9 protein-coding genes and 1 pseudogene are annotated in these 14,442 nt (G+C 66.4%); 4 read left to right on the top strand and 6 right to left on the bottom strand.

Annotation, left to right across the window (positions count from 1 at the left end):
• The gene (locus ACPW96_RS04035; RefSeq protein WP_425882106.1) at positions 1 to 1,530 is read right to left on the bottom strand and encodes an ABC transporter substrate-binding protein; all 1,530 of its coding nucleotides are present in this window, start codon (positions 1,528 to 1,530) and stop codon (positions 1 to 3) included.
• Between the two features lie 343 nt (positions 1,531 to 1,873).
• On the opposite strand from ACPW96_RS04035, the gene ACPW96_RS04040 reads away from it, so the two are divergent.
• Entirely contained in the window at positions 1,874 to 2,896 is a 1,023-nt protein-coding gene (locus ACPW96_RS04040) for a LacI family DNA-binding transcriptional regulator (protein ID WP_425882107.1), read from the top strand.
• Between the two features lie 104 nt (positions 2,897 to 3,000).
• Here ACPW96_RS04040 and ACPW96_RS04045 read toward each other — a convergent pair whose 3' ends face one another.
• Complete coding sequence (locus ACPW96_RS04045; RefSeq protein WP_425882108.1) at positions 3,001 to 4,845, bottom strand: hypothetical protein; 1,845 nt, start codon at positions 4,843 to 4,845, stop codon at positions 3,001 to 3,003.
• Between the two features lie 302 nt (positions 4,846 to 5,147).
• On the opposite strand from ACPW96_RS04045, the gene ACPW96_RS04050 reads away from it, so the two are divergent.
• Positions 5,148 to 7,592 carry a glycoside hydrolase family 2 TIM barrel-domain containing protein gene (locus ACPW96_RS04050; RefSeq protein WP_425882109.1) on the top strand — a complete coding sequence of 815 codons (2,445 nt, stop codon included), beginning with the start codon at positions 5,148 to 5,150 and terminating at the stop codon, positions 7,590 to 7,592.
• A gap of 75 nt (positions 7,593 to 7,667) precedes the next feature.
• Here the strand turns inward: ACPW96_RS04050 and ACPW96_RS04055 are convergent, their stop codons facing one another.
• The 3 genes and pseudogenes from ACPW96_RS04055 to ACPW96_RS04065 all read right to left on the bottom strand — a co-directional run bounded on the left by ACPW96_RS04055 (position 7,668) and on the right by ACPW96_RS04065 (position 10,809).
• A complete protein-coding gene (locus tag ACPW96_RS04055; RefSeq protein WP_425882110.1) occupies positions 7,668 to 8,411 on the bottom strand; it encodes an ATP-binding protein in 744 nt (247 codons plus the stop codon).
• 214 nt (positions 8,412 to 8,625) lie between these two features.
• Positions 8,626 to 8,943: pseudogene (locus tag ACPW96_RS04060) on the bottom strand (GNAT family N-acetyltransferase); the annotation flags it as partial.
• 216 nt (positions 8,944 to 9,159) lie between these two features.
• A complete protein-coding gene (locus ACPW96_RS04065) occupies positions 9,160 to 10,809 on the bottom strand; it encodes an FAD-dependent monooxygenase (RefSeq protein WP_425882111.1) in 1,650 nt (549 codons plus the stop codon).
• Positions 10,810 to 10,898: 89 nt separating this feature from the next.
• On the opposite strand from ACPW96_RS04065, the gene ACPW96_RS04070 reads away from it, so the two are divergent.
• The gene (locus ACPW96_RS04070; RefSeq protein WP_425882112.1) at positions 10,899 to 11,396 is read left to right on the top strand and encodes a MarR family winged helix-turn-helix transcriptional regulator; all 498 of its coding nucleotides are present in this window, start codon (positions 10,899 to 10,901) and stop codon (positions 11,394 to 11,396) included.
• A gap of 166 nt (positions 11,397 to 11,562) precedes the next feature.
• Positions 11,563 to 13,182: a M28 family peptidase gene (locus tag ACPW96_RS04075; protein ID WP_425882113.1), complete on the top strand. Its 1,620-nt coding sequence runs from the start codon at positions 11,563 to 11,565 to the stop codon at positions 13,180 to 13,182.
• Positions 13,183 to 13,319: 137 nt separating this feature from the next.
• Here the strand turns inward: ACPW96_RS04075 and ACPW96_RS04080 are convergent, their stop codons facing one another.
• Positions 13,320 to 14,417 (bottom strand): glycoside hydrolase family 172 protein, encoded by a 1,098-nt coding sequence (locus ACPW96_RS04080; RefSeq protein WP_425882114.1) that lies wholly within the window; start codon positions 14,415 to 14,417, stop codon positions 13,320 to 13,322.
• Between the last annotated feature and the right edge of the window lie 25 nt (positions 14,418 to 14,442).

Below are 14,442 nucleotides of genomic sequence, written 5' to 3' on the forward strand. Positions count from 1 at the left end.
CTAGTTCTGCTGGAAGTCGCGGAGCAGCGGGTGCAGTGCCGCGAAGTCCGACATGGTGGGGATGGAGATGTCCGGGCTGTAGGCGTAGAAGCCGTCCGGGTACGCCATCGGCACGAACCACGCCTGGTCGATCACGTACTGGTTGATCTCCTGCTGCGCGGCGACCTTCTCCTCGTCGGTGCCGGTGAGGATCGTCTGCCACAGCGCGTCGATCGTCGGGTCAGCCTGGTGCGAGACGTTCCAGATGCCGTCGGTCAGGATGTAGTCCTTGATGTCCTGCAGCGACTCACCATAGTTGCCCAGCTGCCACAGCGGCACAGGGTACGTGCCGCTGAGGAGCTCGGTGTACGCGTCCGGACCGGTCAGGTTGACTTGCTCCACCGTGATGTTCAGCTGACCGAGCTGCTCGGTCACATACGGGAACAGGAGGTCGTGCCCCTGCCCCTCGAAGAACGGGATCTGCAGCGCGAACCCATCGGCGTAGCCGGCCTCCTCCATCAGCGCCTTGGCCGCCTCGACGTCATACGGGTATGGGTCCTCGGTGAGGTCCTCGAGATACGCGGTGCTTCCCTCACGGAAGATCTGGTATGCCGGATCCGCATAGCCGCGGTACAGGTCCTCGGCGATCGCATCCCGGTCGAACACCATGTTCATCGCCTGGCGCACCCGGACATCGCCGAGCGCGGGGATCTTCTCGCCGTTGTGATCCGTGATGAGCAGGCGCGTCGTGACGCCACGCAGCGTGACCACCTCCTTGCCGGAGCTCTTCGCCTCTTCGACGGTGGAGGCGTCAGCGAGGATGCCGTCGATCTGACCGGTCTTGAGCGCGTTCAGGCCGGCGGTGTTGTCGGTGAAGACCTTGAGCTCGAGGTTCTCGAAAGGGTAGGTGTCCGAGTCCCAGTAGTCCGGGTTCTTCTTCAGGACGTAGTTGGAGCCCTGCGTGCTGGCATCGGCATCGTAGAGATACGGACCCGAACCGACGACGGTCGTGTCGAGATTCGCCGACTCGTATGCCTCCGAGGATGAGATGTTGGGCTCGCAGAGAATGACGTCCATCGTCGGGATCGGCTGCGGCCACGTGATGGTGATCGTCTGCGGGTCGGGCGACTCGAATGTGAGGTCCGCGAAGCGATCGTTGACCTCACCGGCCGCGGTGAGGGCGGCCTCGACGTCTGCGGCGTCGAACTCGCTGCCATCCGAGAATTTGACTCCTTCGCGCAGCGTCAGGGTCGCGGCGCTCTGGTCGTCGTTGTACTCCCACTCCGTTGCCAGCTGCGGCGAGGGCTTGCCGAACTCGTCACAGATTAACAGTGAGTCCCAGACGGCATCCGCGAACCAGCCCTGGTAGCTCGGCTGGATGAGAACGCTCAGGCCTGGAAGATCGGCTGTCATGCCGAGCGTGAGGGTGTCTCCTGCCTCGCCCGAGGTTCCGCCGGTGCTGCCCCCAGGGGCGCAGGCGGTGAGGACGGTGACGGCTGCGAGCGCAGGGATTGCCACTGCCGCTATCGCGCCACGTCGTGTGAAACGCATTTCAACTCCTTTGTTGTGATCTCTTGGCGGGGCAAGCTGTGCCCGAAAGTATCCGTTTTCCATTGGGTCGGATCGCTTGCCATGACGCTAGGCAGATAACCCACCGCCGACAACGAAGGCCGGCCTTTTTGCGCAACGTAGACGGCGGTCGAGCCCAGATCGACGACCCGGTGGCTACATCAAGCATGCCCAGTGAGGGCTCCTCCGAGACAGCGCCGACACCGCCGGACAGGCGGAATTTCCGCACCATGTCGGGTACGAGGAGCGCCCTCGCGGCGCGGCCCGTGACTTATCCGCAAAGTGATGGAATGCTTGCGCAAAAGTGATGCTGGGAGGCCCGGCGGTGGTGAAGGACGATGAACTCGTCACGCTTCGGGATGTCGCCGATGCTGCGGGCGTGTCTGTGCCCACGGCATCGAGGGCTCTCTCCGGAAGGGGTGATCTCTCGCGGTCGACTCGAGAACGGGTCGTCGCGGCAGCGGAGGAGCTCGGCTACGACCGGAGCCTGGTGAATCGCGGAAGACCGACGACCCTCGACCCCCGACTGATCGAGTTCGTGCTGGGCAGCTTCGACGACGCGTGGACGGACGCGATGACGACAGGAGCACGCGAGGCAGCCTTCCGGCTGGGGTTCGACCTCGTGCTCACCCTGGAACGCCCCGATCCGAGCGACGACTGGCCAACCCGGGTCGCGACCCGCCGGCCCTCCGGCGTCGTCATCGGAATCATCCGTCCGACCACGAGACAGTTGGACGAGATCCGAGGCCTTCGGATTCCCATTGTGCTGCTCGAGCCTCGTTCGGACCCGGAGGGCGCACTTGCCAGCGTCGGAACGACGGACTGGCAAGGCGGACATGACGCTGGCACGCTGCTGGCGGCGAGCGCTGCGGCGAGGTTCGTGGTCGTGACGGGGGTTCCGCGGTACCGGTTCGGCCGGGCGCGCGAGGAGGGGTTTCGCGCGGCGATCGCGGAGCATCGACCCGAAGCGGAGGTTCTCCGCGTCGACTCGGAGTGGACGGACGCGCCTCTCACCGAGGGGCTGGTCGCCGCGATTCGCACGGCCCCGACGCCCGTGGGCGTGTTCGCGTGCAATGACGAGATGGCGTTCGCCGTGTATCGCGCGGCGGCGCGGATCGGGCTGAAGATCCCCGACGACGTCTCCGTCGTCGGTTTCAACGACGAGCCTCGCGCGGCAAGGGCCGACCCGCCCCTGACCTCTGTGCGACAGCCGCTCCGAGCGATGGCCGCCCGGGCGGTGGAACTCGTGACCCGGTTGCGGCACCACGACGATCAGCGACACGAACGTGTCGAGCTGCCGAGCGAACTCATCGTGAGGGCATCGACGCTACCGACATCCGATTTCTAAGCGTCGTCGGCCCACCGCCCTGCAGTCGTCCAGACCCGAGCGGTCGTGGCACGCCGTAGGGACGGACGGATGCCGGATGCGGCATCCGTCCGCTCCTCGGTCGACTACTCGGTGACGACGACGCGCACGCGATCGATGTTCTGCAGCAGCGCGTACTGCGCGCCGATGTCCCCGTCGCGCTCGGCGGTGACCCGGAGGCTGACGAAGTACGTTCCTGGTTCGGCGAAGCGGTGCGTCGTCCCGATCGCGGCGATCCTCCGCGGTGCGGTGACCTTGCCGGGCACGTACTCGCCGTCGCCCTCGAAGTCCCACTCGGCGGCGATGATCTTGCCCCCGCCGGCCGGTGTGTGCGCGGCCGCAGCGAGAAGAACCGGCTTGCCGACCTTGGCCTTGATCACGCCATCACGAGCTCCGATGTCGACGGTCGGCTGGATGCCGCGTCGCACCAGCGCGAACGGGGACACCTCGATCTGAGCGTTCTTGATCTCGTAGCGGGTGGATGCCGGCGCCGGAACGCCGTCCTCCGCCCAGCGGGCGACATCGCGCAGCGCCTGCTCGACCATGCCGTACCAGTCGACGAGGGTGGGGGCACGCTCTCCCGCAGGCGGGGCATCCTGGTGGTCGGCGTGGTCGGTGAAGTACACGCGGTAGGTGCTGGATGCCGCGGCGCCCAGGCTCTTCTCGACCTGCTTGCGGTACCAGTCGGTGTGCAGCGGCAGCGCGTCGCTGTCGAAGAGGTTGGACACCACGATCATCTTCCCGTTGATCGACCCGTCGAACGCGGTGTTCCCCGACACTGCGCCGGAGAACTTGGGCTCGCCGACCGGGCGCTGAGGATAGAGGGGCGTTCCGTCCGCGTTGCGGAACTGGTCGAGCGCGATCCATCCCTCGCCGGCTGCCGGCAGCTGGTAGCGGTAGGCGAAGCGCTTGGCGATGTTCCAGCGGTGCCCGACGGTGTCGCCCATCTCGGCCAGTTCGGCGCGCACCCGCGCGCCGAGCGGCGAGTCTTCCGTCCCGAGGTAGCCCTCTGCCTTCCAGAAGTCGTCGACGTACGTCGGGTCGTAGGCGAGAGGGTCGTCGGAGTCGAGGCCCGAGCCGAAGTAGGAGGGGTCGTAGCCGAGCAGATAGTCGGAGTTCTCCCAGGCCTTCCAGGGGATGCCCAGCAGATGCAGCTCTGTGAGCATCTCCCGCTCGGCCTCATCGAGCGTGGCGTACGGGTCGCCGCTGCCTCCGGGCAGCAGGGCGTCGCGGATTTGATCGGCCTTGTCGGCGAGGATGAGCTCGGCAGCGGACCGGCCGTTGAAGTTGTAGCTGTTCGGCGCCGGCACCGCCTGGACCATCGGGACGAACCCCTGCCAGACGCCGTCGGTGTTCTCGGCCGCGCCGACCGCCTGGAACGAGCCGCCGCTCGGCCCATAGAGGTAGCCGAAGATCTCCCGGTCGCCGCCGTAGTAGTCGGCGGCCACCTGCTCCGCGAATTTCGCGGCGGCAGCGGCGTGCCGGTACCCGAGTGAGAGGAAGTCGTTCCCCGCCTGCACGGTGTACCCGCCGCTCGCCAGCGCGAATCCGATGGCCCGATCGCTCGCCCGCGACGTGTTCTGGCCGGGAGTGAACGTGGTGGGGTAGGTGTACTGGAAGAATCGACCGTCCCACTTGGCCTTGTCGGCTTGGGGGTGCAGGTAGATGTTGAACTGGATGTTCGTGCCTTCGAAATGACCGGACACTCGGTGGTGCGCGACTGGAGACGCTTCGTCGGTCTCGGCATCGACGATCGGCTGTGTGTACAGCGGATCGATGCATTCGCCGGTGACCTGCATGGCGCCCGCGGCGTCCGTGACGCATTCGACCGGTTCCGCGGCGGCCGGCAGTGCAGGCAGCATCACCGCGCACACCGCCAAGGCGACTCCCAGCGCAAGAGGGGACCTCCGGCGCGAAGGTGCTCGATTCATGGTTCTCCTTCAGCTTCATCGATGAATCCGCATCGACCGTCGATGCGAGCCGGATGCCGCGGCGAGAGAAGAGTGACCGGCAGTCGACAGACGCTGACGCTAAGAGCGTCCGCACCGCGGCGTCAACGGAAGCGACGTTTATTGCGCAAGCGCAGTCACACAACCGCATAATTGCGCAATCGACGAGGTTAGCCGCCAATCGGTGCAAGCCTGGGGATATGCAAGGTGACGGGCCTGGAGTGCAGCTCGCCGCGTCACCCCGCTCTCCCGGACGCCAGAATCCGGGCGTTTGAGGAGACATCGTGGTCGCTATCGACTTCAACACCGGCTGGTCCGTTCAGCCGAACCAGAGCATCTTCGCCCAACTGTCCGGAGGTGTCGGCGCCCAGCCGGTGACATTGCCGCACGACGCAATGCTCGCCCTGCCCCGGACGCCCGATGCACCGAGTGGGGACTCCTCCGGCTACTTCACCGGCGGGTCGGTCGCCTACACGAGGACCCTCGACGTTCCGACGGACTGGCGCAACCAGCGCGTGTCGCTTCGGTTCGATGGCGTGTACCGGGATGCCGCCGTGTATGTGAATGGCGACTATGCCGGTCAGCATCCCAACGGCTACGCCCCCTTCCGCATCGCCCTGGATCCCTTCCTCCGCTACGGCGAACCCAATGAGGTGCGGGTTGAGGCCCGCGCCCATCGCGACTCGCGTTGGTACTCGGGGCTCGGCATCCACCGCGGAGTTCAGCTTGACGTCTCCGGAATGGTCCACTTCGACGGCGATGGTCCTCGCGTCTCAACCCCCGACGTCGACGACGAGCGTGCCGTGGTCGAGATCGTGCATCGCGTGACGAACGAGGGCGTGAGCACGGTCACTGCTCGGGTGGAGACGCGGCTGTTCGATCCCGGCGGGGCACCCGTCGGCGTTTCGAGCTCGCCGGTCACGGTGCGCGCGGGCGACAGCGTCCTGGCGCGGCAGCGCTTGTACGTTCCGCAGCCTCGACGCTGGAGCGTCGACGAGCCCTCGCTTTATCGGGCGCATGGCACCCTCACCGTAGACAGCGTCGCGCCCGACGAGAGCACCACCTCGTTCGGCGTGCGGACTCTCCGCCTCGACCCTCAGCACGGCCTGCGCATCAACGACGAAGTGGTGAAACTGCGGGGCGCCTGCATCCACCATGACAACGGCATGCTCGGGTCGGCCGCGATCCCCCGTGCGGAGGAACGTCGCATCGAGCTGTTGAAGGCAGCCGGCTTCAACGCGGTGCGCGCCGCCCACAACATGATCAGCACGCCCATGCTCGACGCGTGCGACCGGCTCGGGATGCTCGTCATGGACGAGGCCTTCGACATGTGGGCCAAGGGCAAGAACCCCTTCGACTACTCACTCGCCTTCCCGGAATGGTGGGAGCGAGACGTCGAGGCGATGGTCGAGCGAGACTTCTCGCACCCCAGCGTGATCATGTACTCGATCGGCAACGAGGTGCTCGACATCGGCACGCCGCTCGGCGCCGTGACCGGCCGCGCGCTCGCCGAGAAAGTGCGCGAACTCGACTCGACCCGTTACGTCACGAACGGGATCAGCGGCTTCGTCGCGACCATCGCGGACACGCTCACGCAGTTCCAGGGCGAGGTGGCGCAACTGGATTCATCGGGCGGCGTGAACGAATTGATGAGCCAGATGGATGAGCTCATCGACCAGATCAGCCTCTCCGACGCTGTGACGGAGAAGACCGTCGAGGGCCACGCCGTTCTCGACGTCGCCGGGCACAATTACGCCGCGTCCCGCTACGCCGGCGAGCTCGAGCGCTTCCCGGATCGCATCGTCCTCGGCACCGAGACGCTCGCCACGCAGATCGACCGCAACTGGGCCCTGGTGCAGCAATACCCGCACGTTCTCGGCGACTTCACCTGGACTGGATTCGACTATCTCGGCGAGGCCGGACTGGGCGTCACCCGATACGCCGATGCGCCCGACCAGGAGATGCCGATCTCGGCGTATCCCGCGCTCGCCGCGTACTGCGGCGACCTCGATCTGACGGGCTACCGTCGCCCGTCGTCCTACTACCGCGAGATCGTGTTCGGGCTGCGCGCAGAACCGTACATCGCGGTGCGACGGCCCGAATCACATGGCCGCGATCGTCGCGCCCTCGGGTGGGCATGGAGCGACACGGTGTCCAGCTGGACGTGGGACGTCGAGCCGGGAGCGCCCATGATGGTCGAGGTCTACAGCCATGCCGCGTCCGTCGAGCTCTTCCTCAACGGGGAATCCGTCGGGGTGCAGCCGACCGGAGCCGCACACCGCTTCCGTGCGGAGTTCGAGCTCGCCTACCAGCCCGGCGTCCTGCGCGCGGTGGCACACGGAGGCGCTGAGATGTCCGTCGCCAGTGCGAGCGGCGAGCGGATGCTGAGCGCGCGAGCCGACCGCGACGTCATCAGCGCCGACCCGGCCGACCTCGCGTACGTGACTATCGAGATCGTGGACGCCGACGGCACGCTGTTCACATCACGCGATCAGCCGGTGACGGTGGATGTGACCGGACCGGCAGTGCTGCAGGGTCTCGGCAGTGCCCGGCCCATCACCGAGGAGAGCTATCTCGCAGGTTCGCACACCACCTTCGATGGCCGGCTGCTGGCCGTCCTCCGGCCGACGGGCCCCGGGTCGATCGCGCTGACGGCAGCGGGCCGGAGTCTTGGTCCGGTCACCGTGCGCGTAACCGCATCCCGGCCCGGCACCGTCACCGCACTCTGAGGCGCGCCAGAAGCTGCCCTTTCGACACGACCACAACCTCTCGGCCATCCCGTTCGTCGGCTCGCCCCGGCGTCTTCAGAGACGTCCGACGTTCTCGATGTCCTCCCAGAACTCTTGCGCCACCTTGGCCGACACCGTCGCTCGAGTCGCCGATATCGCAGCGACATAGTCCCCCAGGAATGGCCCATCTGGATCGTCGACGCCCGAGCTCACCGCACTCTCCAGGGCGGATTGCGATGCTTTGCGCGCGGCGAATTCGATGTCGGCGGGCGAGAAGCCCTCGGTCATCTCGACGAGCACCTTCACATCGATGTCGACCGCCGCGACGGGGATGTAACGTTCCCAGATCGCGCGCCTCGCCAGCTCGTCGGGGAGGCCGATGGGAATGACATAGTCGAACCTGTCGTGACGGAGGAAAGCGGCATCCAGTGCCCGGATGAAGTTCGCGGCGCAGATCAGCAGACGTCCCGGCTGGTCGCGGAACGCGGGGATGATCTTCAACAGCTCGTTCGTCACGCCCTGCGTCGGCGATGGCGGCTCGCCCTGGCGATGGGAGGCGATCTCTTCCACCTCGTCGATGAACACGACGGCGTGTTCGAGCTCCGAGATCTTGAGGAACGTCTCTCTCAGTGCGCCGGCGAGACCCCCGGGGTTCGCCGCCAACCGAGACGGGAAGACTTCGACGAACGACCACTCCAGGCGCGACGCGATGGCCTTGGCGAAGGTGGTCTTGCCCGTGCCGGGGGGCCCGAACAGCACGATGGCGCGGGGCGGGACGACCCCGAAGCGGTCCGCGAGTTCGGATTGCGCGAGCGGCATCACCACGCCGCTCGAGCAGGTCCTTCTCCGCGGTCATTCCCCCGACGCCGTCCCAGAGTCCGCGCGGAAGGACACGCCCGCCCAGCTCGGCGAGGATCTTCAGCTCCTCGCGCTGCACAGGGACATGCCGCTCGAAGTAATGAAGATCCTGCTTCAACGCGAACCCCTGATGAAGGAATGCCCCCACCCGGGTCTCAGCCGCCGGCATCAGCGCCGACAGCTTCGAGATGCCGGCCGCCGCCATCCGCGCCTCGAGCGCGGCCAGCATGGACGACCCGATGCCGGCTCCGCGAGCGTGCGACGCGGTCGCGAGGAACACCACCCATCCCTGCGCGTGGGCAGCCCGCCCGATCGCCGCGCCGACCACCTCTTCGCCGATCACTGCGACGACCGCGTGGTCCTTGGCGCAGGAGGCGAGGACGTCGGACAGGCCGTAGACGGGCTCGGCGTTGACGGCGAGCATCTGCTCCCACAGTCGCAGGATGCCATCGACGTCGTCAGCGTGATAGTCGCGGATGCGCCACCCGGTCATGGCGTTCGGGGTCCGTCCACGGGAGCGCGCATATCTGAGGCTATCGAGCCGCGGGCATGGCGGCGAGCACCATCACGTGATCCCGCGAACAGCGCCCAGGTGCGCGGAAGGACCCGGATGGAGCGGGTGCGGAACGACTCCGCTCGTGCCCACTGGTGGGTGGCGCGTTCAGCGGAGAACGCCCGGGCGAGCTCAGGGCCCGGGCAACTCGAGCTCTCACGCTCGTCGCGGAAACTCGCTCATCGTCTCGGGCCGGTGCGTGAGCGATTCGGCGAGCGCGAGGATCGCTGGGTCGTGTGCTGTGCTGATGGCAGCGATGTGCTTGTCGGGGCGGACGACGATCGATCGGGCGGTGCGCGCATGGAAACGCCGGTGCAGGTCGCCGTGCGTATCGACCACGGTGGTCACACCGCCCCGCTCGGCGTGGTCCACGCCGGGGGCCTCGACGTACAGCAGGGTCACACTGCGCCGCTGCGCATCGTGGGCCAGTGCCGTGAGCCGGTCGTCGACGCCCCTGTTCGAAATCCGATCACCGGCCAGGACGATGAGCACGGGCTGTGTGCCGCGTAGATGCTCATGGAGCCACGACTGCTCCGTGTTCCCGTGCGCGACGCGGACATCCGGGATGCGGTCGCCTACGCGCGGACCGCTCCGTCGACCGATTCGGGAGCGTGCACGGTACGTGACGTTCAGCTGGCCGGCACCGGCGAAGAACGCCCGCCTCACAGGGCCGAGATTCAGCACGATCTGAAGCGCGCTATCGCGAACGTGCTGCACCCTGCGGTCGCGAATGCTCCACAGGCGTTGCAGGTTGCCGGTGCTCGACAGAAGTGCGAGGGCGACGGGGCGACGTTCCCGCTCATACGATTCGATCGCGGTGTCATCGCCGCGCTGGACCGCGATCGCGAGGCGCCACCCGAGGCTGTAGGCATCCTGGATTCCGGTGTTCATCCCGAGTCCGCCTGCGGGCGTGTGCACGTGTGCGGCGTCGCCCATCAGCACCACCCGGCCGCGCCGATAGTGGTCGACGACCCTCTGGTTGACGCGGTAGACGGAGAATCCCTGCATGTCGGTGAGGCGGCTCGTGGTGTCTCCGGTGCGCCGCTGATAGAGCTCGGTGAATCGTTCGATGGAGTCCTCGATCAATCGCCCGTCGGCTTCCTCGGCGGGACTCAGTGCCGCCGTGATACGCCACCGACCCGGCTCACGGAACGGGAACGCCAAGAGAGCACCATCCTCGTTGAACCACGAATACAGCCGGTCGGACGGCAGATTCCAGTCGATGTGGACATCGCCGAGCACGATCGTCTCCTCAAGCGTGCCCGTCTTGCCTTCGAAGGGGATGCCGAGCGTGTTGCGCACGGTGCTTCTCCCGCCGTCTGCCCCGATCAGCCACTTCGCGTGAATCTCTTCGGGTCCTGCAGGCCCGTCGATGAGCGCGACGACACCCTTTCGGTCCTGACGCAGACCGATGAGCCGGCGCTCGCGCTCTACGGTGCCTCCGAGCGCCCGGACGCGTACCGTCATCAGGTCCTCTGTCTGCCGCTGCGAGTTGTTGAGCAGAAATGGATACCGGGTCTGACCCGTCTCGGGAAACGTGAGCCGGAACGCCCGATTCTGGCCTTGGTAGGCCTCCGCCGTCCGGATGCGGATCCCGGTGTCAAGGAGTTCCTGCGCGATGCCCAGATCGTCGAGTACCTCCAGCGTGCGCGGCGTCAGGCTCGTCGCGCGAGAAGTCGGCGCGGGTGACCCGGCCTGATCGATCAGCCGAACGGAGACGTTCCTCCGGAGCAGGTCAGCCGCGAGGGTGAGTCCGGCGGGCCCGGCACCCACGACGAGCACACCGGTGTAAGTGATCGAAGTCATGATCGGGCCTCCAGCTCGGGATGTTACATTATTTAGCTCGGTATTCGAGTTTCATGGTATCGGAGCTAAATGTCAAGTAGTGTCTAACCATGAGGGCAAGCAAGACTCCTGACGAAGTCGAGAACCTCGAGCGCTCGCGGATGTCCGCCGCGGAGCTCTCGTGGTCGCTGCGCGCTGTGAACAGGGCGTCGACCGAAGTCGACCAGGCGCTGGCGGCGCGATTAGGGCTTCGCCTGCTCGATTTCGCTGCGTTCTCCCACGTCATGTCTGCCGAATCGGATCCCATCGGGCCAGCGGAACTCGGTCACCGGCTCGGGATCACCAGCGGCTCTGCGACGGAACTCGTCGATCGGCTGGAACGAGCAGAGCACATCACTCGCCAGCGTGCCGAGTCGGATCGACGCAGAGTCTCACTGATCGCGCAGGAGCATTCGATCAGACGAGCGCTCGACGAGCTCTCCCCCCTGTTCGAGGCTCTGGACGACCTGGCAGCCGAGTTCAACGAAGCCGAACAGGCGGCGATCCACCGGTATCTCCGCGGAGCGAAGGAGCGACTCGCTCGTTTCGCCGACGATCTCTCGTCCTGACGCACCGACCTGAGGGACGCCACGGTGCTGGCCGAACTGCGCAGCGGGAGGAGAACGTCCACCGTTGCCAGGCAGGTTCTCGGAACCAGCGCTTCCGGTCGCGCAAGGCTCCGATTAGGCTCCTCCGGACGGGTGTCAACGAAGACGCCCGCACGGAAGGAAGACGATGTACCCATCTGCAACACTTTCCAAGCGCGCCAGGACGGCAGTGATCGCGACGACGGCGGTCGCAGCCCTGGCGCTGGTACCAGCCGGCGGCGCGTTCGCAGCCCCGCCTCAGGCATGCGATACACGCACGAACAACACCTACGAGAAACTCCTCTCCTGCGTGACCGTGGAAGGGGTCCTCGAACACGAGGAGGCGTTACAGGCCATCGCTGATGCCAACGACGACACCCGCGGGGCGGGCACGACCGGCTACACCGAGAGCGTCGAGTACGTTGTCCAGACGCTCGAAGCCGCCGGCTGGAGCGTGGAACTCGACGAGTTCCCGTTCACCTTCGTGCCGCCGCCCCTGCTCGAGCAGCTGACCCCGGTCGCCGCCGAGTACGAGTCGGGCACGTTCACCGGAACGGGCTATGGCGAGGTCACAGGCAACGTGATCCCGGTCGACATCGTCCTCGACCCGCCACGCGATCCGGTCACGAGCGGATGTGACGAGTCGGACTTCGTCGGTCTCGATTTCTCGGGGACGAACGACATCGCACTGGTCCAGCGGGGCACGTGCGAGTTCGGTGTCAAGGCCATCAACGCGCAGACGGCGGGCGCCGAGGCGGTGATCATCTTCAACCAGGGCAACACCGAGCTTCGCTCCGGCCTCGTGACGGGCACGCTGTTCGGCATCAACCAGACGCCGCTCAGCATTCCGGTCGTCGGTGCGAGTTTCGCCGACGGCGCTGCGCTCGCCCAGGCGAACTCGACGGCCCGCGTCGTCGTCGACGAGCCGGAGTCGCGTCCGCAGGTCAACGTGATCGCGGAACTGCCCGGTACGAACGACTCGAACGTCGTCATGGCCGGCGCACACCTCGACTCAGTGCTGGCTGGCCCGGGGATCAACGACAACGGCAGCGGCTCATCGGCGCTCCTGGAGATCGCCCAGCAGATCTCCAAGCTCAAGCCGGAGAACACCATCCGCTTCGCGTGGTGGGGCGCAGAAGAGAGCGGACTGCTCGGCTCCCGCGCCTGGGTCGAAGAGCAGCGGGTGGAGGGCACGCTCGGTGACGTCGCGCTCTACCTGAACTTCGACATGGTGGCCTCGCCCAACTACATCTTCATGGTGTACGACGGTGACGAGTCGGGTTGGGATGCGCCTGCCGGCGTACCGATCCCCGAGGGCTCCATCCAGATCGAGGACCTGTTCGAGAGCTACTACACATGGGCGGGCGTGCCGTACGACGACGCGCAGTTCAGCGGTCGCAGCGACTACCAGGCGTTCATACAGAACGGCATCCCGGCGGGCGGCCTGTTCACGGGCGCCGAAGTGCCCAAGACCGAGCAGCAGGAGGAGATCTGGGGCGGTGAGGCGGGCCAGCAGTACGACCCGTGCTACCACCTGGCATGCGACACGATAGACAACCTCGCGCTCGACGCGCTCGATGTCAACTCCGACGCGATCGCGGCAGCTGTGCTGACCTACGCCTACTCCACCGAGACGGTGAACGGCGTGGTCGGCAAGAAGGTACCTGGGAACCTCGCGTTCCCGGCACCGGCCGGTCCGCAGGGCACCGTCAACCTTCCCGGTGGCGGTGGCCTCGCGCCCGACCACGAGCACGGCGACGTCGACTGATTCGATGCACTGAGCAGGGCGGGGGTGCTGATCGCGCCCCCGCCTCTCGTGTGCAGGCGACCGGCTCCGTCGCCGCCCTGAGTTTCCCCAGTTGGCGGATGGGTGAACGTCGACCTTGTGGCCATCGCCCCCGCGCATCAACGCGGAGCGCGCCGTGCCGCGGGAGGAAGTGCGGCGAAGCGAGCGTTCACCGTTGTCTGATACCAGTACGCGGTCGTGGAAATGTCGTCGGATCGCTCGAACAGACCGTGATCCCACGCGCCGATCTGCTGCACAGCCACGCGGAGCTTCCCCTGGAAGTAGACCGGGTCCGGTAGATGCCATCGGTAGAGTCCATGCATCGCAAGCATCGGCGTGGAGAATTCAGAAGCCTTCGTCCTGTCAGTGGCGCTTGAGAACGGGTAACCGAAGTACGGTGCGCTGAAGGTCAGGGTGTTCGGTTCCGGCTCGGCGCGCAGCGCGTCCTGAAACGCCCACGCACCTCCGGCGTAGTCCTCCAGCCCGGCACTGCAGAGGGTTGGCAGATCGGTGTCGTCGTCCACGTAGAACTTGACCTCGCCCTCCCCCCACCAGTATCGGTGGAGCGATGCAAGGGCGACATAGGTGCCGACGTAGCATCCGCTGCCGACCACGCCATCGACGATGACGTGGTCCTCACCCGGCGCCGTTGTGCCGTTACTGCGCCGCCACTGAGCGTGGAAGTAGCCGGGCCACTGGTCGAAGTCGTCGCCGGTGGTGTAGTCGATCTGGAAGAAGATGTGTTCCAGGTCACCGGCGTGCTCGCTGCGCAGTTCTATGCGGGCCCCGGCACGAAAGGGCATCGGGAAGTACGAATTCATACCTCCGGTAGGGGCGACGACGATCGGTTCAGAGGTGACAAGTGTGCGTTCACCGAAGCCGTTGCAGAAGAAGTCCCCCAGCGGAACCTCGACGGAGGGGTGCGCCGAGCCGTCCCAATAGGCGCGCAACACCACGTCACGCAAGACAAACGGGCCAGCGGGGCTCTTGTCGGTCACGGTCATCCAGATATGACGGATCACGCCGGGACCGCTGATGTCGGCGAGCGTAACGGACTCCCCGGCCGGCAGTTGATACCACGCGCTCCCCTTGCGACCCGGCCCCAGCAGCGAGCTCGCTGAACCCGCAGAGCCGGGGGCCCCTGTCGGATTCTCCGCATTTATGGCGCGGCTGCGCAGGGTTCCGTCGTTGCGAAGTTGATTCCACTGCGTGAGCATTCGTCTTGGGTCACCTTCTTTTCGA

The sequence above is a fragment of the Micromonospora sp. DT81.3 genome (assembly GCF_049847225.1).
Taxonomy (GTDB): Bacteria; Actinomycetota; Actinomycetes; order Actinomycetales; family Microbacteriaceae; genus Microbacterium.

Excerpts from the sequence above, each read along its gene's own strand:
- ACPW96_RS04035 (WP_425882106.1), bottom strand. The coding sequence starts at position 1,530 with ATGCGTTTCACACGACGTGGCGCGATAGCGGCAGTGGCAATCCCTGCG.
- ACPW96_RS04045 (WP_425882108.1), bottom strand. The coding sequence starts at position 4,845 with ATGAATCGAGCACCTTCGCGCCGGAGGTCCCCTCTTGCGCTGGGAGTC.
- ACPW96_RS04055 (WP_425882110.1), bottom strand. The coding sequence starts at position 8,411 with ATGCCGCTCGCGCAATCCGAACTCGCGGACCGCTTCGGGGTCGTCCCG.
- ACPW96_RS04065 (WP_425882111.1), bottom strand. The coding sequence starts at position 10,809 with ATGACTTCGATCACTTACACCGGTGTGCTCGTCGTGGGTGCCGGGCCC.
- ACPW96_RS04070 (WP_425882112.1), top strand. The coding sequence starts at position 10,899 with ATGAGGGCAAGCAAGACTCCTGACGAAGTCGAGAACCTCGAGCGCTCG.
- ACPW96_RS04075 (WP_425882113.1), top strand. The coding sequence starts at position 11,563 with ATGTACCCATCTGCAACACTTTCCAAGCGCGCCAGGACGGCAGTGATC.
- ACPW96_RS04080 (WP_425882114.1), bottom strand. The coding sequence starts at position 14,417 with ATGCTCACGCAGTGGAATCAACTTCGCAACGACGGAACCCTGCGCAGC.